The 19,636-nt window shown below is 67.5% G+C and carries 18 protein-coding genes; 9 read left to right on the plus strand and 9 right to left on the minus strand.

What is annotated here, in order from left to right:
* Window positions 1-60: 60 nt before the first annotated feature.
* From ACFWFP_RS19000 to ACFWFP_RS19025, 6 genes are read right to left on the minus strand one after another with little or no spacing between them, the layout of a single operon-like run.
* A complete protein-coding gene (locus tag ACFWFP_RS19000) occupies window positions 61-702 on the minus strand; it encodes a hypothetical protein (protein ID WP_379296680.1) in 642 nt (213 codons plus the stop codon).
* Window positions 699-2,390, minus strand: coding sequence for an ABC transporter family substrate-binding protein (locus ACFWFP_RS19005; RefSeq protein ID WP_379296682.1), 1,692 nt, complete (start codon window positions 2,388-2,390; stop codon window positions 699-701). The genes ACFWFP_RS19000 and ACFWFP_RS19005 overlap by 4 nt, the downstream gene beginning before the upstream one ends.
* A complete protein-coding gene (locus tag ACFWFP_RS19010) occupies window positions 2,387-4,081 on the minus strand; it encodes an ABC transporter family substrate-binding protein (protein WP_379296684.1) in 1,695 nt (564 codons plus the stop codon). The genes ACFWFP_RS19005 and ACFWFP_RS19010 overlap by 4 nt, the downstream gene beginning before the upstream one ends.
* Before the next feature lie 31 nt (window positions 4,082-4,112).
* Complete coding sequence (locus tag ACFWFP_RS19015; RefSeq protein ID WP_379296686.1) at window positions 4,113-5,957, minus strand: ABC transporter ATP-binding protein; 1,845 nt, start codon at window positions 5,955-5,957, stop codon at window positions 4,113-4,115.
* Window positions 5,954-6,922: an ABC transporter permease subunit gene (locus tag ACFWFP_RS19020; RefSeq protein ID WP_379296688.1), complete on the minus strand. Its 969-nt coding sequence runs from the start codon at window positions 6,920-6,922 to the stop codon at window positions 5,954-5,956. Before ACFWFP_RS19020 ends, ACFWFP_RS19015 begins: the two co-directional genes overlap by 4 nt.
* The gene (locus ACFWFP_RS19025; RefSeq protein WP_379296690.1) at window positions 6,919-7,896 is read right to left on the minus strand and encodes an ABC transporter permease; all 978 of its coding nucleotides are present in this window, start codon (window positions 7,894-7,896) and stop codon (window positions 6,919-6,921) included. The genes ACFWFP_RS19020 and ACFWFP_RS19025 overlap by 4 nt, the downstream gene beginning before the upstream one ends.
* An 86-nt stretch (window positions 7,897-7,982) precedes the next feature.
* Here ACFWFP_RS19025 and ACFWFP_RS19030 point away from each other — a divergent pair, with 86 nt between their 5' ends.
* On the plus strand, window positions 7,983-8,810 hold the full coding sequence (locus ACFWFP_RS19030) for an HAD family hydrolase (protein WP_379296692.1): 828 nt from the start codon (window positions 7,983-7,985) through the stop codon (window positions 8,808-8,810).
* A 74-nt stretch (window positions 8,811-8,884) separates the two neighbouring features.
* Here the strand turns inward: ACFWFP_RS19030 and ACFWFP_RS19035 are convergent, their stop codons facing one another.
* A complete protein-coding gene (locus ACFWFP_RS19035) occupies window positions 8,885-11,347 on the minus strand; it encodes an N-acetylmuramoyl-L-alanine amidase (protein WP_379296694.1) in 2,463 nt (820 codons plus the stop codon).
* 217 nt (window positions 11,348-11,564) lie between these two features.
* On the opposite strand from ACFWFP_RS19035, the gene ACFWFP_RS19040 reads away from it, so the two are divergent.
* Window positions 11,565-13,037, plus strand: coding sequence for a SpoIID/LytB domain-containing protein (locus ACFWFP_RS19040; protein WP_379296696.1), 1,473 nt, complete (start codon window positions 11,565-11,567; stop codon window positions 13,035-13,037).
* A gap of 19 nt (window positions 13,038-13,056) precedes the next feature.
* Here ACFWFP_RS19040 and ACFWFP_RS19045 read toward each other — a convergent pair whose 3' ends face one another.
* The gene (locus tag ACFWFP_RS19045) at window positions 13,057-13,557 is read right to left on the minus strand and encodes a MarR family winged helix-turn-helix transcriptional regulator (RefSeq protein ID WP_379296698.1); all 501 of its coding nucleotides are present in this window, start codon (window positions 13,555-13,557) and stop codon (window positions 13,057-13,059) included.
* 102 nt (window positions 13,558-13,659) lie between these two features.
* Here ACFWFP_RS19045 and ACFWFP_RS19050 point away from each other — a divergent pair, with 102 nt between their 5' ends.
* Entirely contained in the window at window positions 13,660-14,676 is a 1,017-nt protein-coding gene (locus ACFWFP_RS19050; RefSeq protein ID WP_379296700.1) for an EamA family transporter, read from the plus strand.
* Between the two features lie 12 nt (window positions 14,677-14,688).
* Here the strand turns inward: ACFWFP_RS19050 and ACFWFP_RS19055 are convergent, their stop codons facing one another.
* Complete coding sequence (locus ACFWFP_RS19055) at window positions 14,689-15,315, minus strand: TetR/AcrR family transcriptional regulator (RefSeq protein WP_379296702.1); 627 nt, start codon at window positions 15,313-15,315, stop codon at window positions 14,689-14,691.
* A 105-nt stretch (window positions 15,316-15,420) separates the two neighbouring features.
* On the opposite strand from ACFWFP_RS19055, the gene ACFWFP_RS19060 reads away from it, so the two are divergent.
* The 6 genes from ACFWFP_RS19060 to ACFWFP_RS19085 all read left to right on the plus strand — a co-directional run bounded on the left by ACFWFP_RS19060 (window position 15,421) and on the right by ACFWFP_RS19085 (window position 19,580).
* On the plus strand, window positions 15,421-16,131 hold the full coding sequence (locus ACFWFP_RS19060; protein WP_379296704.1) for an SDR family NAD(P)-dependent oxidoreductase: 711 nt from the start codon (window positions 15,421-15,423) through the stop codon (window positions 16,129-16,131).
* Window positions 16,132-16,186: 55 nt separating this feature from the next.
* The gene (locus tag ACFWFP_RS19065) at window positions 16,187-16,945 is read left to right on the plus strand and encodes a MerR family transcriptional regulator (protein ID WP_379296706.1); all 759 of its coding nucleotides are present in this window, start codon (window positions 16,187-16,189) and stop codon (window positions 16,943-16,945) included.
* Window positions 16,946-16,976: 31 nt separating this feature from the next.
* The gene (locus ACFWFP_RS19070; RefSeq protein WP_379296708.1) at window positions 16,977-17,468 is read left to right on the plus strand and encodes a hypothetical protein; all 492 of its coding nucleotides are present in this window, start codon (window positions 16,977-16,979) and stop codon (window positions 17,466-17,468) included.
* Between the two features lie 79 nt (window positions 17,469-17,547).
* The gene (locus ACFWFP_RS19075; RefSeq protein ID WP_379296710.1) at window positions 17,548-18,093 is read left to right on the plus strand and encodes a hypothetical protein; all 546 of its coding nucleotides are present in this window, start codon (window positions 17,548-17,550) and stop codon (window positions 18,091-18,093) included.
* A gap of 90 nt (window positions 18,094-18,183) precedes the next feature.
* A complete protein-coding gene (locus tag ACFWFP_RS19080; RefSeq protein WP_379296712.1) occupies window positions 18,184-18,849 on the plus strand; it encodes a hypothetical protein in 666 nt (221 codons plus the stop codon).
* 83 nt (window positions 18,850-18,932) lie between these two features.
* Complete coding sequence (locus ACFWFP_RS19085) at window positions 18,933-19,580, plus strand: hypothetical protein (protein ID WP_379296713.1); 648 nt, start codon at window positions 18,933-18,935, stop codon at window positions 19,578-19,580.
* Window positions 19,581-19,636 lie beyond the last annotated feature (56 nt).

The raw sequence follows: 19,636 nt of genomic DNA on the forward strand, positions 1-19,636 counted from the left end.
AAGAGGTCAAGTGGTCAGACCAGTCCGGTCAAAGGAGAGCAGCCATGACTGCCTGGTGACCTAGCTGGGGTCGGAGCCCCGAATGGCGGAAAGCCACGTGAAGGTGGCGGCGGCGACCGTGGTGGTGGCGACGAACGCGCCGAGCCCGCCGTTCATGACATACACCCACAGCAGGCCGACCAGGGGAGCGCCGACCGCCTGCTGAACGTCGAGGATCAGGCGGCGGGCGATCCCGAACGCGGGTGGATCTGTGGCGCGGGACGGATTGTCGACGAGCTTGCCCGACGGCTCGGTGGTGCGAACACGACCAGAGGGAGAGAAACGGGTGTCGCCCGCAAGGATGGATCGGCCGGTCAGCTCCAGGTCGGTCGGGGTGAGTGTCGACAGCGCCGGTTCATAGAAGACCGGCTGCCACACCATCCGATCACCACTGCTCAGCTCCAGCCACGACCGGCTGACCAGCCGATACTGCTGCCGAACCCGCCTACCGCGCACGGTCCCTGTGGCAACCAGCCCGGTCGGGAAAACCCCGAAGGCAAGTCCGCCCTGATACGCGGTGTAGGCGAGTACGGCGAGCGCGACCACGGCGAGCCCACTCAGCTGATCGATATCGGCGAACGGCACCCACGCGGCGATCACCGCGAGGGTGCCGCCCGTGACGAGCAGCGGATAGGTGAGTGCGCGCGCCGGTCCCGAACTCACTTCAGGAAGCCGACCTTGGTGTAGTCGGCCGAGGCGAGGCCGAACGCGCCGAAGTTCGCCAGATTCGCGCGGGTCGCCACGGCTCCCGCGGACTGCACCAGCGGCAGCGAGAATCCCTCTTCGAAGATCATTCGGTCGGCCTTGTTGGCCAATTCGATCGCCTTCTGTGGATCGAGTTCCGCGATGGTCTCCTCGATGAGCGCGTTGAGCTCAGGGGAACCGATGCTGCCGTAGTTGCTCAGCTTGTTCGCCGGATCGTAGGCGTAGATCTGGGGCAGCGCACCGAGCGGGAAAATGCTCTTCTGCCACGCGAATTGGGCGATATCGAAGTTGCCGGGATCGATGATGTCGGTGAAAAAGGCTGTACCCGGATAGGTTTCGATAAGCACCTTCACCCCGATCTCCGCCAGGTTCTGCTGGGTGATCGTGGCGACCTGGACCTGTACATCGTTCTGGGCCATCACATCGCGGATCACCAGCTGACGGCCGTCCTTCTCGCGGACGTCGCCGTTGAGTTTCCAGCCCAGCTCGTCGAGCATGCGGGCGGCCGCGGCCGGGTCGAAGGACACCGACTCGGCGTTGTCCTGGAAACCCGTCTGGCCGACCAGGTACAGGTGGTTGTTCAGCGGCTTCGGGTCGGTGACCAGACCGTTCTGAATAGCGGTGGCGATCGCCTGCCGATTGATGCCCTTGGAGATCGCGATGCGCAGTTTCGGATCCGCGAGCAGGGCACCGGGCGCGCCGTTGAAAGTCGTGTGCATGAACCGATTTGCCGGGGCCCGGCGCACCTGGATGCCGGGTGTATTCGTCGCGGTCTTGATCTCGTCGATGGTGCTCAACGGATCGACGGCGTCGAGTTCGTTGTTCTGCAGCGCGCTGAGCTGGGCAGCGCTGTCGAGGATGCTGTAGGTGACAGTGGTGAGTTTGGGAGTCTCACCCCACCATCTCGGGTTGCGGCTGAGCACGATCCGCTGCTGGGCGCGGTCGATAGAGGTGACCATGAACGGTCCCGACGACAGCGGCATCTCGTTGCGATAGAAGTCGTCGAAGGTTTGCGGTGTGGCAGTGCTCTGCTGGGGATAGAGGGGATTGAACAGCCCCTTCCACTCCGCGTAGTGCTCGGCGAAGGTCACGATCGCCTGCCTGTCGTCGACGCCGCGCTCGACCTTCTCGACGCTGCTGTAGGCCTGGGTCGCCGAGACCTTGAAAGCCGGGTCACGACCGCTCAGCGCACCGACCTGGGACCGCAGGTCGTTCCAGGTGATCGGAGAGCCGTCGGACCACACCGCTTTCGGGTTGATCGTGTATTCGATCGTTTGCGGGTTGGTGTTCGTGAGCTCGATAGAGGTGAAGTAATTGGTATCGGTGGTGAGATTTCCGGCGGCGTCGGCGGTGATCGCTCCCGGAATGGTCCAGCCGGTCAGCTCGCTCACATAGCCGTCCGAATCGACATGGCTGCTGTTGAATATCGCGGGGAATCCGGGAATGGCCAGCCGAAGATTGCCGCCGTCCTGCACGGCATCGCGTGGCTGCGGATTGATGTCATTGACCGAGCCGATCGTGCTCGAACCCGATTGCACGTCCGAACCGGATCCACAACCGCCGAGCACCAACGTCAAGGCGAAAACAGGCACCGCGACGCGGAGACCGGCCCGGCGTAAACGCCTGGCGTGAGTTTCAGTGGTCATTTCGTGAATCCGATCTTTGTGTAGTCGTATGTTGCCAATCCAGGGGAGCCGATGTTGGCGAGGGTGGTGCGGGCGCCGAAGCTGCCGTCGGACTGCATCAGGGGGAGGGAGTGGCCTTCTTCGAATACCTCGCGGTCGACCTGGTTCGCGAGGTCGATGGACTTCTGGGGGTCCAGTTCGGTGAGGGTTTGTTCGATGAGGGCGTTGAGTTCGGGGGAGCCGATGCGGCCGTAGTTGGACTGGAGGTCGGTGGGGTCGTAGTAGTAGATCTGGCGGATGCTGCTCAGCGGGAAGGGGTCGCCCTCGTAGACGTACTGGGCGGCGTCGAAGTCGCCGGGCTGGATGACGTCGGTGAAAAGACCGGCGGCGGGCTTGGTGTCGATGTCGAGTTGCACGCCGATGGCAGCCAGGTTCTGCTGGATGATCTGGGCGATCTGGACCCAGGTCGGGTCGTTGTACATGACGTCACGGATCACCAGTTTGCGGCCGCCCTTCTCGCGCACCTCACCGTTGAGCTTCCAGCCCAGGTCGTCGAGTTGCTGGGCCGCGGCAGCGGGGTCGAAACCGAGACTGTTGTCCTGGTAGCCCTTTTGGCCCTGGAGGAAAATGTGGTTGTTCAGCGGTTTCGGGTCCTCGACCAGCCCGTTCTGCATGGCGTTGACGATCCCCTGGCGATCTATGGCCTTCGAGATGGCCACGCGCACGCCCTCTTCGGCCAGGATCGAGCCGGGTGCGCCGTTGAAAGTGATGTGGCGCCAGCGATTACCGGGCGCACGGCGCACCACGAGTCCCTCGGTGCCGCGCACCGTCTTCACGTCGTCGAGGGTGGTCAGGCGAATGAGGTCGAGTTCGTTGTTCTGCAACGCCTGGACCCACGATGTCGCGTCGAGCACGCTGTAGGTGATGGTGTCGAGAACGGGCTTGTCGCCCCACCATCTGGGGTTGCGGCCCAGGGTGATTCGGCCCTGGCCGCGGTCGGTGGCGCTGACGACGAACGGGCCCGCGGTGAGAGTGATCGCCTCGGCGAGACCGGTGTTGAAGGCCTCGGGCGTGCTGGTCACCGACTTCGGATAGAGGGCGGAGTTACCGGAGAACTGGCCGCGCCAGTCGGCGTAGGGCTTGCTGAAGGTGAGGACGGCCTGCTGGTCGTCGGCACCTCGCTCCACCCTGTCGACGAATTCGAAACCGTTGGTGATCGCGATCAGATAGCTCTTGTCGCGTCCGCTCAGCGCGTGTGCCTGGGCGGCCAGATCCTCCCAGGTGATCGGCGACCCGTCCGACCAGACCGCTTGCGGGTTGATCGAATACGTCACCTGCATCGGATCGGTGCCGGTCAGCTGGATATCGGTGAAGAAATCGGTGTCGATGCTGAGCTGACCCGCCGCGTCGATCTCGAAGGACCGCGGCAGCATCGCGCGCACGATGTAACCGATCTCGCCGTTGTTGCCGTCATTGGACAGGATGTTCCAGTTGGCGGGATAGTCGGTGGTCGCCAAGCGCAGATTGCCGCCCTCGCGCAGCTCGTCGACGCTCTTGGGATTGATGTCGCTGGTCGACCCGATCGCATCACTCAACCCGGTCGCCGACTCGTCGCCGCCCGCACAGCCCGCCACGATCATCCCGGCCGCCACCACCACGGCAGCACATCGCAGTCGGGCCCTGCGGCCTGCTCGCATTCGACGGGTTCTCATGACGCCTCCTCTTTCGGCTGGACCGACGTTCTCAGCCGCTGACGACGGGTTCCGGTACGGCCGCGATGAGCGAGCGCGTGTATTCGTGCTGAGGATCGGCGAAGATCTGCTCGGCCGGACCGGATTCGACGATCTTGCCCTGCAGCATCACCGCGATGTCGTGGGCGAGGTTGCGCACCACCGACAGGTCGTGGGAGACGAACAGGTAGGACAATCCGTGCTCGGCCTGTAGGTCGCGCAGCAGGTTGAGGACGCCGGCCTGGATCGACACGTCCAGCGACGAGACGGGTTCGTCGAGGACCAGCAACTGGGTGTCGAGGGCCAGTGCGCGGGCGATGCTGATGCGCTGCTTCTGGCCGCCGGAGAAGTCCGAGGGGTAGCGATCGGCGTGCTCGGGACGTAATCCGACCTGCCGCAACAACTCCGGCACCCGCCGGTTCACCTCGTCGCGAGACCGGCCGTCGATGCGCAGTGGCTCGGCGAGGACGTCGAAGATCGGCAGACGCGGGTCGAGGGAGGAGCTGGGGTCCTGGAAGACGATCTGCATCTTGCGGCGGATCTCGCGGGTGCGGGCCTTGGTGAGGGTGGCGACGTCGTTGCCGAGCACCTCGATGCTGCCCGACTGCGGGGGCGCCAGGTCCATGATCTGCGACAGGGTGGTCGACTTGCCCGAACCGGATTCGCCGACCAGCGCGAGGGTGCGGCCCGCGCGCACGGCGAAACTGATGCCGTCGACCGCGCGGACCTCGCCGGTGCGGCGGCGCAGCAGCACACCGGAGGTGAGGGGGAAGGTTTTCACCAGGTCGGTCACGCGCAGGACGATGTCGTCGTCGGTGCGGTCGGGGTACGCCGGGGCCGGGATCTCCTTGCGGTAGGACTCGAAGAGCTGGTGCGTGCCGACCTCGGCGGTGCGGATGCAGGCGACCGAGTGACCGGGGCTCACCTTCTCCAGCGGCGGTTCGGCGGCGGTGCAGTCGCCGATCGAGACCGGGCACCGTGGCGCGAACGAGCAACCCGGCGGCAGGGCGTGCATGGCGGGTGGGGCGCCGAGGATCGGGATCAGCGGCGTGCGTGGCGGGCCGTCCATGCGCGGGATGGAGCCGAGCAGTCCGACGGTGTAGGGCATACGCGGCGCGGTGAAAAGCTCGGTGACCGGCGCGGTTTCGACGATCTTGCCCGCATACATCACGGCCACACGGTCGGCGACGGTGGCCGCGATGCCCATGTCGTGGGTGATCATGATGACGCCCGCGCCGGTGATATCGCGCGCCTCGCGCAGCAACGCGAGGATCTGGGCCTGCACCGTCACGTCGAGCGCGGTGGTCGGTTCGTCGCAGATGATCAGTGCGGGATCGTTGGCGATGGCCATCGCGATCACCACGCGCTGGCGCATACCACCGGAGAATTCGTGCGGGAACGCCCTGGAACGGGCCCTGGCATCGGCGATGCCGACGAGTTCGAGCAGTTCGATGGCCCGCTCGCCCGCTTCCTTGCGGCTCATCTCGCCGTGCGCGAGCAGGGCTTCCGCGATCTGGTCACCGATCCGGTACACCGGCGTCAGCGCGGAGAGCGGATCCTGGAAGACCATGCTGATCGAGGAACCGCGCAGCTTCGACATCTGCTTGTCGCCGAGGCCGAGCAGTTCGCGACCGCGCAGGCGCACCGATCCCTGCACCCGGGCCTGGTCGGGCAGCAGACCGATCACCGCGAGCGAGGACACCGATTTTCCCGAACCGGACTCGCCGACGATGGCGAGCACCTCGCCGTCGGCGACGGTGTAGTTCACCCCGCGCACCGCCTCGACGCGGCCTTCCTCGCCGGGGAACGAGACCCGCAGATCGGTGACCTCGAGCAGGGGTGCGGTCGACGCGGTCATCGCTTCTCGGCTTTCCTCAACTCCACCTGCGCCTGATCCTTGTGCTCGGCGACCTCCTTGCGTGACTTGCGCGCCCCGCGGGCGCCGGGGTCGAACGCGTCACGCAGGCCGTCGCCGACCAGGTTGGCGGACAACACGATCGTGATCAGCAGGCCACCGGCGAACAGGAACAGCCACGGGTAGGTGAGCGCCGATTTGGTGCCCGCCGCGATCAGCGAACCCAGCGACACATCCGGTGGCTGCACGCCGAAACCGAGGAAGCTCAAACCGGTTTCGGCGCTGATCGCCGCACCGACGGCCAGCGTGGTGTCGATGATCAGGATCGAGGCGATGTTCGGGATGATGTGACTGAGGATCACGGTGCGGGTCGGCGCGCCCATATACCGCGCGGCGCGCACGAATTCACGGTCGCGCAAGCTCAGGGTGAGGCCCCGGATGATGCGAGCGGCGATCATCCAGCCGAAGACGCTCAGCAGCACGATCAGGATCACGATCGATCCGGAGCCCTTGGTGCGCGGCGCGAACAGCGCGATGATGATGAAACTGGGGACCACCAGCAGCAGATCGACGAACCACATGATCGCGCGGTCGGTCCAGCCGCCGAGCAGCCCGGCCACCGCGCCCGCTGTCGCGGCGATCACGCTGGAAAAGATCGCCACGCAGAAGCCGATGATCAGCGACTTCTGTAGCCCGCGCATGGTCTGGGCGAGGACGTCCTGACCGATCTGGGTGGTGCCGAACGGGTGCTCGAGGCTCGGCGGTTTCAGCAGCGCCTTGTAGTCCATCTGCTGGTAGTCCCACGGCAGCAGCGGTGGCAGCACGAAACTGGCCACGAACATCAGCACCAGGATCACCGCGCCGACCACGGCGGGCTTGTTGCGCAGAAAACGTCGCCAGACCAGTTTGCGGCGACCGGCCGCGGCGACCTCGGGCGCGCCGACGGCGATGAGTTCGGTTTCGGTCATGAGATACGCACCCTCGGGTCGAGCAGGGCCAGGACGACGTCGGAGAGCAACCCCGACACCAGCACCACCAGGCCGGCGAACGCCGTCACCGTCACCACCACATAGAGGTCCTGGGAATTGATCGAATCGATCAGCCATTCGCCGACACCGTGCCAGCCGAAGATCTTTTCGACGAAGGTGGCGCCGGTGATCAAGGCGCCCAGACTGTAGGCGAACAACGTCGCCATCGGGATCAGCGCGGTGCGCAGGCCGTGTTTGTAGAGCGCGTGATTGCGGGTCAGGCCCTTGGCTCTCGCTGTTCGGATGAAATCGCTGCCGAGCACATCGAGCATGGCGTTGCGCTGGTAGCGGCTGTATCCGGCCATGGCGACGAGCGCCAGCGCCAAGGTGGGCAGCACCAAATGCTGTGCGCGGTCGAGCATCTGGTTCCAGAACCCGTTGACCTGCGTGGCGGAGGTCTCGCCGGTGTACAGGAAGATCTGCGTCCCGGTCATCGTATTGATCTGCAGTGCACCGTATTTCAGCAGCGTCGCCAGCAAGAAGATCGGTGTCGAGATGATCAGCAGCGACAGCACCGTCGAGAAGTAGTCGCTGAACTTGTACTGCCGGATCGCGCCCGCCGCACCGATCAGCACGCCGAGCACGGTGCCGATGACCGAACCGAGGATCAGCAGCCGCAGACTCACCGCCACCCGCCTGCCCAGTTCCTCGCTCACCGGCTGCCCGGCCAGGGTGGTCCCGAAATCCCCTTGCACGACGCCGCCCAGCCAGGTGAGATAGCGCTGTGGGATCGGCTCGTCGAGATGCAACTGGTCGGCCTTCGCGTCGATCACCGACTGCGGCGGGCGCGGGTTGCGCTGCTCGAGACTCTCGAGCGGGTTGAACGTGAGTGACGCGAGGCTGAAAGTCAGAAATGATGCCAGCAGAAGGAGCACAACGTAGTTGAGTGTGCGCCGCAACAAGAAGCCGGTCATCAGTCCCCTCTGGATCGGGTGATCAGGCCCTGATCATAGGGACAGTCCGGCGTCCCCGTGTGGCGACGTGCGGCAGGATAGATGGGATGACGCACCTGCACCCGAAACCGCTGCTGGTGGCCAGCGATGTCGACGGCACCCTGATCGACGACTCCGACAAGATCTCGGCACGCACCAAGGCGGCCGTCGGGGCCCTCGTCGCCGACGGTGCCACCTTCGTGCTCGCCACCGGCCGCCCGCCGCGCTGGATCGACCCGGTCGTCAGCGAACTCGGGTACGCACCGCTGGCGATCTGCGGAAACGGTGCGGTCATCTACGACAGCGCGACCGATCGGGTGCTGTCGAGCCACACCCTCGATGTCGAGACCCTGAGCTGGCTGGCCGACATCGCCGAGCGCGCGTTGCCCGGTTGCGGCCTGGCCACCGAGCGGGTCGGGGCCAGCGCGCACGACGCCGTGACCCCGCAGTTCGTCAGCTCGCCGACCTACGAACACGCCTGGCTCAACCCCGACGACACCGTCGTCTCGCACGCCGAGGTGATCGACTCACCCGCGATCAAAATGCTCATCCGGCTCAGTTCGGCCCGCAGTTCCGACATGCGCGCGGCGCTGGCTCCGCTGATCGGCGACCGCGCCGAGATCACCTACTCCACCGAGAGCGGACTGATCGAGCTGGCGGTGCCGCGGGTGACGAAGGCGTCCGGGCTGGCCGAGGTCGCACGCCGGATCGGCGCCGAACATTCGTCGATCGTGGCCTTCGGCGACATGCCCAACGATGTACCGATGCTGGCGATGGCCGGGCACGGCGTCGCGATGGGCAACGCCCATCCGGAGGCTCGGGCGGCCGCCGACGAGGTGACCGGCAGCAATATCGACCACGGTGTGGCGATGGTCTTGGAACGTTGGTGGTACTAGCTCCAGCGCTCCAATAAACGGCCGGTGCCCCTCGTGCGGAGGGTGCACCGGCCGTTCTTCGCCGTGACCGGGGGTTAGCCGATCGGGGCGGGTTCGGGGGCCGGCGGGTCTGCCGGGACCTGTTCGGCGGGGGCCTGGTGCGCGGGTGCCGGTTCGGCAGGCGGGGCCTGCGGTTCGGCGGGGGGCTGCGGGTCGGTCGGGGCCGGCGCCGGAATCGCCAATCCGAGGGTCGGGGCGGTGGGGCCCTGACCCGGCTTCGGCTGACCGTTCATTTCCTGCTTGTAGGTCTCGTCGTAGGTCTTCCAGAACGTCGTGACGATGCCCGTGAGTTCGTTGAGCACCAGCGAACCGTGCTGGAAATCGGTGCGAAGACCGTTCGGGACGAGGTAGGAACTCGCGGTCGGCAGGCCGAGTACGCCCGAATCGGCGCCCAGGCTCAGATACCGGTCGAGAATCGCGCCGACCACCTCGAACACCTGGCCGCCCTCGCCCGAATAGACGAAACCGTTGGCGAACTTCGCGTACTGGCGGCCCTGCGCGCCCGAGATCAGGTCCGACTGCGGTGCCCCGAGCGGACCGTCGACCCCACCCTTGGCGACCCAGTGCTTGGCGATCGCGTTGTCGGCGGACAGGCCGAGGAACTTGTCCACCATCGCGCCCAGTTCGGCCATATTGCCCTGCGGCGCACGGGCTTGCTGGCTCGGCGGACGATTCACCGTCGGCGGCGAGGTGTAGGTGCCGGAATTGCCCGCCGCGATCCCGCGAATGCGATCCATCAGGTCGTAGGCGGCGTCGCCGGGGCAGTCGGTGTTGCCGACGTCGCGATGCGCGAACACCACCGGCAGGTCGACGGCTTCGTCGTACGCGTACGGCGTGAACTCGGTGCCCTCGGAGTACATCGTGGTCATACCCTTGGGATTGATCCCGGCGAGCTTGGCCCGCCAGCCGATGAACTTGCCGATCGCGTTGATCGACTCGTTGCTCGGTTCCTCGGTCTCGTAGTTGCCCATCAGCGCCACACCCACGGTGTTCTCGTTGAAACCGCCCGCGTGCGCGCCCTGGACCGCGCGGTCGAGGCCACCGTAGCGACCCTCGAAGATCTGGCCGTACTGGTCGACCAACGCGTTGTAGCCGACGTCGCACCAACCCAGCGTCTCGGCGTGATAGGCGTAGATCGCGCGGACGATGCCCGCGGACTCGGAGCGGCTGTAGTCGTTGCGACCGGCCGTGTGGTGCACGGTGATGCCGCCGACGCCGTCGTCGTAGGTGGGTTCCTGGCAGCGGATCGACTCGTCGGCACCCCACTGCGCGCGGGTGATGACCTTCGGTCCGCCACCGGGCAGCGCCGCGGCGACGTCGTTGAGCGCGGCATCGATCGCGGCCCGCCCCGGATTGATCAGGACGGCCTTGAGCGCGGCCTCGGTGAGGTGGGCCGGGTCGTGGTCCGGGCCCGCGGTGGGCTTGCGGGTGACCAGCATCTGCACCGCGGTGGTCTCGCCGACGTAGATCGGTTCGGTGCCGGTGGGCGCGTCGGCCGGGGTCTGATCGGTGGCCCTGGTGTCGACCGGATCGGCGTTGTACCAGGGGCCCCAGTTGCCGTCGAGCTGGCGAGCCCGCAGCTTGGTGGTGGTGTTCGCCATGTCGCGGGCGGTGACGGCGACCATGCTGAACGGCGTGTCCTGGGTGAGCTCCTTGACCTGCGCGCCCACCTGGTCGATGACGTCCGCGCCGACCGCGCCCGGTGCGAGGGCCGGGGTGTCGGGGGTGGTGCCGGGTTCGAGGTTTTCCGGGTCGGCGATGAATGCGGCTCCGCCGGAACGGCTCTGGGAGACGGGGGCGCCGGTCGCGGGTGCGGCCGGAGGCTGGGGGGCGGGCACCGGTGCGGCTGACGTCGGCGTAGCGCCGACGGGAGCGCCCGGAGCTGGTTGCGCTGGTACCGGAGCAGCCTGCGCTTGGTCCGGAGCGGGCGCGGCCGGAGCCGCGGGGGCCTGGGTAGCTGCTCCTTCCGGCGCCGGAGCTGCCGGAGCGGGCGCGCCCGGGACCGGGGTTTGGGCTCGGGGTGTCGCGGCCGGAGGAGCCGGCGGCGCGGTCGGGACCGATGTGCTCGGGACCGGCGGGCGCGCGGGCGGCGTCGCGGCACCGGGCGCCGCGGCACCCGGTGTGGCCTGCTGCGTCGGGGTCGGCTGCGGCTTCGTCGGCAGCTGCGGCAGCGGGATCTCGGTGGGCAGCGCCACGCCCGGGGGCATCGGCAATCCCGGGGGGATCGGGATCGAGCTCGGCAGCTGCAACATGCGCAGGTCCGAGAGGTGCAGGTCGGGCAGATCGAGGCCGGTCAGGTCACGCAGCGGGACCGTGATCTCGGGAACCGCGGCCAGCGCGACCTCGGCCAGCTGCGTCGGCACGGCCGCGACCTGGGAATCGTTCGCGCTGCGGTAATCGGTCGAGTCGCTGAGGGCGAACGCGCCGATCGGTGCGGCGACAACAAGGGTCGTGACGACCGGGAGCACGTAGGAACGTTTCGGCTTTCGGTATCGCACGTGCGACTCCTATCAGGGTCGAGCTCGTGTTTTTCCGCGCATGTGATGCTTGCTTCCTCTAACCTCACGCATCACACTAGTTAACATACGTCACACATCTCAACCTCTACTCGAGACTTATGTGATTGCTCGAATGTAGCCCTCGGATCCCGCCAGGCGACGACGACATGCCGACGCGAGCTCCGCCGGTCGAACCGCGAAACCGTGGGAGCGCAGTATGAGAGCGGACACCAAGATCACCCGCAGTACCGGCCGTGGCACCCGTCGCCGGGCCGTGCCGATGATCCGAACCGTCCCGCTGCCGGTGCTGGTCAGCACGACTGTGCTGGCGATGACCGGGGCGATCGGCCTGTGGCAGATCCTGCCGGGACAGATCACGCCGACCGTCGGCGCCGGACACGGTCGCGGCATGAGCCAGGTCGGGGCCTTCGACAACGCGCGGGCGGGCTGGACGGCCGAGGAGATTCTCGGCCACTACTACCCCGGGGCTGATCTCGGGCAAATCGGCCCGACAACGATCGGTGTCCGCCTCCAGGCGCAAGACGACGCCACCCTCGACACCTTCGCCGCCGCCGGCGCGCAGGTCGCCGGTCGCACGATCGGACCCGGCGACGCGGCCCATCTCACGCCGTTGCCCGACGGCGGGGCGAACGTGGTGGTGACCGCGGGCTGCGACGGTGAAGTGTTGTGGCAGGACGCGACCGACGATCCGTTCGTGTATCCGGTCGGCGCCGGTGCGGGCAGACCCGCCGACGAACATCTGACCCTCTGCGGCGGCACCGCCTATCGCGGCGCACTCGGAGTGGCGCTCGAAGGCGAGTCCTTCCGCACCGTCAACCAGGTGGACCTCGACGATTACCTCGCCGGTGTCCTGCCCGCGGAGATGCAGGCCAACTGGGCAGACCAGGGCGCTTTCGAAGCCTTACGCGCACAAGCGATCGCGGCCCGCTCCTACGCGCTCGCCGAGAGTCGTTACGCCTACGCGCAGACCTGCGACACCACCGACTGCCAGGCCTATCCCGGGACGGTGAAGGAGGATTCGCGCACCACCGACGCCGTCGCCGCCACCACGGGCACGGTGTTGCTGCGTGACGGGCAGATCCTGCGCTCGGAATACTCGGCCGCCCCGGACGGCGGTAGGCCCGCCGACATCCAGACCTTCGAAGTCGGACCGGCGCCCGACGAACTCGTCGAGTCCGTCCCCGCCCCGGCGGTTCCCGAGACACCGGCACAGCCGGATCTGACCATCGAGGCACTGGCGGGTGAGTCGGTGATCGACACCGAGTATCGGCGGATCGGCGGTGCGGGCAGCGCGGTGGGTGAGCCGATCGGTCCGGAAATGCTGCTGCCGCAACGGGCAGGCACGTATCGGCTGTACACGAATGGCGTGATCGTCGCGACGGAGACGCTCGGCGCGCAGGTCGTCGACTTCTCCACGCTGCTCCAGCTCGTTCCGGACGCGGGTGATCAGTTGCCCTCGACCGCATCGGGTAGGCCCAGGCTGAAGATGCCGGAAGGCAGTGTCCCCCAGATCGTTTCACCCGGTGATCCGCAGGGTGTGCAGTTCCCTTCGGTTGCCGAGGTGAGGGGCGAGCCGGTACACGGTCCGGTGAATCCCGCTGCTCCCGGCGCTCTGCACGGCGGATCGCAGGGCTCAGCCGGCGCACCCGGGGTTCACGACGGGGAGTAGGCGCTCGGCCTGCGCCGGTTCAGTCGAGCGTGGTGTCGTCCAGCGCGACGGCCAGGGTCCGCAACAGGTCGGCGAGCTGCTCGCGGTCCGCGGCGCCGAGGGCGGCGAGCAGGCGCTGCTCGTTGGCCACGTGCAGCGGCAGTAGCCGGTCGACGAGTTCGCGGCCCTCGGCGGTGAGCTGCACGAAGACCGAGCGGCGATCGTCGGGGGAGGGGACGCGCCGGACCAGGTTCTTCGCGGCCAGGCGGTCGATGCGATTGGTGATGGCCCCCGAGGTGACCATGGCGGCGCGGTTGAGCGCGCCCGCGGTGAGCCCGGTCTCGCCGCCGGAGCGGCGCAGCGTGGCCAGCACGTCGAACTCCCAGAATTCCAGGCCGTGACCGGCGAAGAAGCGTTTCAGATCCTGTTCGAGAACGCGCGAGAGCCGGGTGATCCGGCCGACGATCGCCATCGGTGACACGTCGACATCCGGGCGTTCGATGTTCCAGTGCTCGGTGATCAGGTCGACCGCGTCGCGCATCCCTTTTCCTCTCGATTGAAACTCTTAACGTTCATCTACTTGACGCAGAGATACCTTGCCGAGTAGATATTTCAATGTTGAGATTATCAATCAGGAGTGAACATGACGACCGCAACCCGCCCCACCGGTTACGCGGGCACCCTCGCGCTCACGGCTCTCACCCCGATCGTGTGGGGCTCCACCTACGCGGTGACCACCGAATTCCTGCCCCCGGACCGGCCGCTGTTCACCGCGCTCCTGCGCGCGCTCCCCGCCGGATTGATCTTGCTGGCGCTCACCAGGGTGCTGCCGCACGGCAGGTGGCTGGGCCGGGCCGCGGTACTGGGCGTGCTCAATATCGGCGCGTTCTTCCCGCTGCTGTTCCTGGCCGCGTACCGGCTGCCGGGCGGTGTCGCCGGGGTGCTCGGCGCGGTGGCGCCGATGTTCGCGCTCGGACTCGCCGCGGTGCTGCTGGCCGAAGCGCCGACGCGGCGCAAGGTGATCGCGGGCGTCGTCGGGGTGCTCGGCGTCTCGCTGGTCGTGCTGCGCGGCACCGTCGAACTCGATCTCCTCGGCGTGGTCGCCGGGCTCGCCGGTGCGGCCTCGATGGGCGCGGGAACCGTGCTCACCAAGAAGTGGGGGCGTCCCGACGGTGTCGGCCCACTGGCGATGACCGGTTGGCAGCTCACCGCGGGCGGGCTGTTCATCGTGCCGCTGGCCCTGCTGATCGAAGGCGCGCCGCCCGCGCTCGACGCGGAGGCCGTCGGCGGCTACCTGTACCTGGGCGTCATCGGCACCGCGCTGGCCTACTGGCTGTGGGTTCGCGGAATCTCGCGGGTACCGGCGACTTCGGTGTCGTTCCTCGGACTGCTGAGTCCGGTATCGGCCGCGGTCATCGGCTGGATCGCATTGGGTCAGGCGCTGACCGCTCTGCAGATCGTCGGCCTCGGTATCGCGCTCGCGGCCACCGTCGTCGGGCAGCTGCCGTCCAAGCCCGTAGCCGGCCCCGTCGGAGATGTTGCGGGAGAACAGGTGTCGCCTGTCGGTGCGGTGCCCGATCCGGCCGAACGGCGCAGCGACGCCGAGCCGACCGTGAACTCGGGTGCGCCGGAGTTGGTTTCGGTGCCGGTACGAGTTTGAGCGCTGTTTCGGTCAGCCGCGCATCGCCTGCATCAACTGGTCCTCGGTGAGGGCCGGAACCGGCAAGGGGTGCGCGGCTTTCGCGCGTAGGCCGTCGAAGATGAGGGCGAGATTGCGCCGCCAGAGGTCGGGGGCGACGGTGCTGGTGGCGGCGAGAACGCTGATGTGGGACCAGGTGATGAAGGCGATGTCCTCGAGGGTCCAGTCCGGGCGAAGGGCGCCGGCCTCCTGGGCGCGCACGATGATGCGGCGCATGAGGCTGTGGCCGTATTCGCGTGCGCGCTCGACGGCGGCGCTGGGGGGATTTCGCAGGGCGAGGTCGCCGAGAATGCGGTCGGACGCCTGGAGTTCGCAGATCTTCTCGACCAGAAAGACGAACGACTCCCACGGGTCGGTGAGTTCGAGTGCCTGTTCGGCGACCCGGCCGCCCGCTTCCAGCCGGTCGGCGACCGCGGCGGCGATCAGTGCGTCGCGGGTGGGGAAGCGGTTGTAGAGGGTGCCGATCGCGACGCCGGCGTGGGCGGCGATGTCTTTGAGCGGAGCGTCGAGGCCGCGTTCCTCGAAGATCTCGCGGGCTGCCGTCACCAGCGCGACGCGGTTGCGCTCGGCGTCGCTGCGCAACGGCTTGTCCTCGGGCATCCGCTGATCCTACAAATCCGGTCGCCGAAATATCTTGAGCATGGGTTCAACTTAGTGCTACGTTCGCCCGGTAACTTGAACCAACACTCAACTTAGGAGTATCTGATGAGTACACTCGCGATCTTCGGCTACGGACCAGGACTCGGCGCCGGGACGGCACGGCACTTCGGCCGCAACGGTTTTCGGATCGCGGTGATCGGACGCGACCCGGTCGAACGCGCCGCGGCCCTGCGCGCGGAGGGGATCGACGCCGAAGCGTTCATCGCCGACGTCACCGATTCCGCGCAGGTGCTCGACGTGATCGACCGGGTCGAGGCGAAGCTGGGACCGATCGACGTCGCGCTGCATTCGGCGGCCGCCGATATGTCGGTGCGCAGCGCCACGACCATCGACGTCGACCTGCCGTCCCTCGCGCTGCCGATCGCGCTCAAGGTGCACTCGCCGATCCTTCTCACCCGCGCCCTGCTGCCCGCGATGATCGCCCGCGGCAGCGGCACACTGCTGTTCACCTCCGGCGCCTCCGAGGAGTATTTGCAGCCCTACCTGGCAAATGTCGGCGTCGCGCTGGGGGCGCAGCGCGCCTACGTGCGGCAGCTGGCACGCGAAGTGGAAGGTACCGGCGTCTACGTCGGGCTGTTCGCCATCGGCTCGCTCATCGAGAACAGCGCGGTCCAGTCGGTGATCGACGCCGACCCCGGCCTCATACCCGCCGGGCTGGTGCTGCCGCGGATCGGCAATGCCGAGCTCGGCGCGCGGTTGTGGCAGATGTACACCGAGCGCGACACGGTGGAGGTCGAGGTCGGCTTCGCCTCTTGACCTTGACGTAGCGTCAACTTGCAAAGTGGAGGTACCGACGAGAAAGGAGCAGGTCATGGTGGGTGAATGGTCCATTCAGGACCTCGCGAAGGCCGCGGGAACCACCAGTCGTACGTTGCGGCACTACGGGCAGCTCGGGCTGCTGGAGCCGAGCCGGATCGGGGCCAACGGCTATCGCTACTACGACCAGACCTCTCTTGTTCGGCTGCAGCGAATTCTGCTGCTGCGCGAACTCGGCCTCGGCCTCCGGGTGATCGCCGAGGTCCTCGCCGGGGAACAGGACACCGCCGGTGCGCTGCGCACACATCTGGAACTGCTGCGACAGCTTCAGGATCGGGTGGCGCGGCAGATCGAATCGGTGTCGACCACTTTGCACAAGACGGAAAGAGGTGAACCACTCATGGCCGCAGAGGTTTTCGATGGTTTCGACCACACGCAGTACAAGGAAGAAGTCACCGAACGCTGGGGCAGACAAGCGTACGAGAGCGGTGATCGCTGGTGGCGTTCGCTGACCGACGCCGGGAAGAAGGGCTTCCTGCAGACCCAGCTCGACATCGCCGCCGATTTCGGAAAGGCCTTCACCGCAGGACTTCCCGTGGAAGGCGACGTCGTCCAGGCGATCGTCACCCGGCATCGCGACTGGCTCGGCGTCGGCACGCAGGGCAAGCCGGTATCGAACGAATACCTGCTCGGCCTCGGCGAGATGTACGTCGCCGATCCTCGCTTCCGGCGCAACTACGACGTGCACGGCGAAGGCGTGGCCGAGTACATCCTCGAAGCCTTCCGGGCTTACGCCGCGGCTCATCCCGCCTGAGCGGTCGGCGGACGCACGATCGGGTAGTGAGGTGAGGATCGCTCACACAGTGCTCGATCGGGCGTTGCGCCGTATAACTGACGGCGACGTCGACGAATTAGCGGGGGCAGTGGTGGAACAGGTGCGGCCGGAGCGGCCTTCGCGTGCGGTGACCGCGCTGATCGCGGGCTGGCTCGGGGTGCTGGTCGGCGCGGCGGGAATCTTCGTCGGCACGGCGACCGCCGTCCTGCGGGCCTTCGGGCGCGAGATCGACCTCGACTACGTGGGCGCGGGGATCGTCGGCGGGCTCGGGGTGGTGTACCTGCTCGGGGCGGTGCTGCTGTTGCGCAGGCGGATGCTCGGCAGGCGAGTGCTGCTCACCATGGCGGCGGTGATGGCGGGGGCGACGTTGCTGGTCATCGTGCTCAACGGGGCCAGTCACGGCTGGCGGTTCGGGCCGCTGGACGCGTGGCTGGCGCTCAATGTGGTGATCCTCGCGCTCAGCTTGAGTGAGCCGACGCGGCGCTGGACCATCACGCGTTAGGCCGAAGCGGTGGCGGCCGGCTCGACGCGCGTGGTTGTCGAACTCGGTACGCCGCGGCTGATGGCGCTACGGTCGGGGGATGGTCGTGCTGGAGACGAAGTCGAAGAGCGGTGAGGTGGCGGCGATCGTCGCCGTGTGCCTCGCGGGGGTCGCCGCCGCGGCGAATCTGGTGGGCGCGGTGGTTCTCGTGCGGTCGTTCCTGAGTGATCCCGGCGAACTCGACGACTCGCTCACGCTGTTCGCCACGATCGGCGCACTGGTGTCGATGTTCGCGTTCGCTTACGGCGGCCTGCTGCTGGCGCGCAGGGACGACGCCGGGCGCTGGGTGATCGTGGTCGCCGCCGGGGCGCAGCTCGCCCTCGGGGTACTCGGCCTGCTCGCCACGGTCGTGAACTACGACTCCGAGTACGGAATCCACTGGTTCGCCGACGAACCCGTTGTCCGCTCGATGCTGATCGGCTTCGGCGGGATACCCGGCGCGGTGACGGCGATCGTGAATCACAGCTGGGCGGCGGCACTTTCGAGCACGGTGCTCGGTGGGCTCGTGCTGTCGGCCGCGGCGCTGCCGTGGACCGCGGCCTACACCCTCGCTCGCCCGGACGATGTTGTCGGACCGAACGTATAGTTTCAGCAGGTCAGCATTGCGGCGGAGGGTGCTGCGAGGCCGGGAACGAGATAGCGGCTACAGGTACAGCTCGGCAGGAGGGGGAACACCATGGGGTATCCGTACGGTCCACAGCAGGGCCAAGACCCGTACGCGGGGCAGGGGTACGCGCAACCCGGCTACGGGCCCGACCCGTACGGCGGTCAACCGGGTTATGCGCAGCCGTATGGCGCACCCGTCCAAAACGGTTATGGCGCACCGGTTTACGGTGCCGCTCCCTATCCGTACGCGCCTGGCTACGGTGAGCCGCGAGCGGGTGGCGGCACGGCGATCACCGCCGCGGTGATCTCGCTGCTGCTGTCACTGCTCGGACTGGCCGGCATCGGTATCGCCGCGGCGTTCCTGTTCAGCGAGGACACCGGGGGCGCCACGGGGGACGAGGTTCGATCCGCGGCGACTGTCAGCCTGCTGATCGGGGCCGCGGTGGGCCTGCTGTGGTTGCTCGGCGCGATTCTGCTGTTCCGCCGCAAGACCGCGGGCCGGGTGATCCTCATCCTGCTGTCCGGGGCCGGCTTGGTGTTCTGCGTGCTCTCGACCGCCATCCCCCTGCTGGCCGGCAACGGCGCCGCAGGGGAGGAGGCGACGTTCGTGCTGCTCGGCGGCGCTGTGAGCGGCGCGGTGCCGCTACTGATCTTCCTGCTGACTGTCGCCCCGTCCACCGGCCGCTGGATCCGGGCCGGGCGGCAGGGCGGTTATCAGCAATACCCGCAGTACTGACGGTCAGCGCGATATTTCGGCAGCAGCGGCAATGCTGACGCACGGAACGGCAGGTGTCAGAACCGCCGTCACGAGAGGATTCGATGGGGTACCCGCACGGCCCACAGCAGGGCTACGACCCTTACGCCGGGCAGCCTCGACCCGGCGCCATGCCATACGGCAGCCAGCCCGGCTACGGTGCGCAGCCGTACGCGGGGCCTGAATACAGCGTCGGCGCACAGGCTTCCGGCGCCGCTCCCTACCCGGGCTATGCGACGTCAGGACCCGGCGGGCCGCGCGCGAATGGCGGCACCGCGATCACCGCCGCCGTGATCGCGTTGCTGGTGTCGCTGGGTGGGCTGACCATCATGGGGATCGCCGCGGCGGTCATTCTCTTCAGCGAACCGAGCAGCGCGTCCGAAGACGAGTTCCGGTCGACGCTGACGATCGTCATCGTGATCGGAGCGCTGCCCGCGCTGCTGTTGCTGATCGGCGCGTATCTGCTGTTCCGGCGCAAGACCGCGGGGCGGGTGATCCTCATCCTCGTTTCCTCGCTCACCCTGCTCTACATCGTGTTCAACGCCGTCACCAGTCCGATGGATGTCGAAGGTCAGGAAATAGCCTTCGCGCTGCTCGGCGTGGTCATCATCGGCTCCGTACCTTTGGTAATCCTGCTCCTGGCCGCCGCCCCATCCACGGGTCGCTGGATCCGGGCCGGGCGGCCGGGTGGACACCCGCCGCACGGGTACTGACGGTGGCCTCGGGGGCCGGTCTCTCCGCAGGGATGGATCAGCCCTGGTCAAGGCGT

Source organism: Nocardia sp. NPDC060249, from assembly GCF_042728755.1.
Lineage (GTDB): Bacteria > Actinomycetota > Actinomycetes > Mycobacteriales > Mycobacteriaceae > Nocardia.

What these genes read in the sequence shown, in the direction of transcription:
- ACFWFP_RS19055 (WP_379296702.1), bottom strand. Translation starts at nt 15,315, where the DNA reads ATGCCCGAGGACAAGCCGTTGCGCAGCGACGCCGAGCGCAACCGCGTC.
- ACFWFP_RS19015 (WP_379296686.1), bottom strand. Translation starts at nt 5,957, where the DNA reads ATGACCGCGTCGACCGCACCCCTGCTCGAGGTCACCGATCTGCGGGTC.
- ACFWFP_RS19040 (WP_379296696.1), top strand. Translation starts at nt 11,565, where the DNA reads ATGAGAGCGGACACCAAGATCACCCGCAGTACCGGCCGTGGCACCCGT.
- ACFWFP_RS19005 (WP_379296682.1), bottom strand. Translation starts at nt 2,390, where the DNA reads ATGACCACTGAAACTCACGCCAGGCGTTTACGCCGGGCCGGTCTCCGC.
- ACFWFP_RS19075 (WP_379296710.1), top strand. Translation starts at nt 17,548, where the DNA reads ATGGTCGTGCTGGAGACGAAGTCGAAGAGCGGTGAGGTGGCGGCGATC.
- ACFWFP_RS19030 (WP_379296692.1), top strand. Translation starts at nt 7,983, where the DNA reads ATGACGCACCTGCACCCGAAACCGCTGCTGGTGGCCAGCGATGTCGAC.
- ACFWFP_RS19045 (WP_379296698.1), bottom strand. Translation starts at nt 13,557, where the DNA reads ATGCGCGACGCGGTCGACCTGATCACCGAGCACTGGAACATCGAACGC.
- ACFWFP_RS19025 (WP_379296690.1), bottom strand. Translation starts at nt 7,896, where the DNA reads ATGACCGGCTTCTTGTTGCGGCGCACACTCAACTACGTTGTGCTCCTT.
- ACFWFP_RS19020 (WP_379296688.1), bottom strand. Translation starts at nt 6,922, where the DNA reads ATGACCGAAACCGAACTCATCGCCGTCGGCGCGCCCGAGGTCGCCGCG.
- ACFWFP_RS19080 (WP_379296712.1), top strand. Translation starts at nt 18,184, where the DNA reads ATGGGGTATCCGTACGGTCCACAGCAGGGCCAAGACCCGTACGCGGGG.
- ACFWFP_RS19065 (WP_379296706.1), top strand. Translation starts at nt 16,187, where the DNA reads ATGGTGGGTGAATGGTCCATTCAGGACCTCGCGAAGGCCGCGGGAACC.
- ACFWFP_RS19010 (WP_379296684.1), bottom strand. Translation starts at nt 4,081, where the DNA reads ATGAGAACCCGTCGAATGCGAGCAGGCCGCAGGGCCCGACTGCGATGT.
- ACFWFP_RS19085 (WP_379296713.1), top strand. Translation starts at nt 18,933, where the DNA reads ATGGGGTACCCGCACGGCCCACAGCAGGGCTACGACCCTTACGCCGGG.
- ACFWFP_RS19060 (WP_379296704.1), top strand. Translation starts at nt 15,421, where the DNA reads ATGAGTACACTCGCGATCTTCGGCTACGGACCAGGACTCGGCGCCGGG.
- ACFWFP_RS19050 (WP_379296700.1), top strand. Translation starts at nt 13,660, where the DNA reads ATGACGACCGCAACCCGCCCCACCGGTTACGCGGGCACCCTCGCGCTC.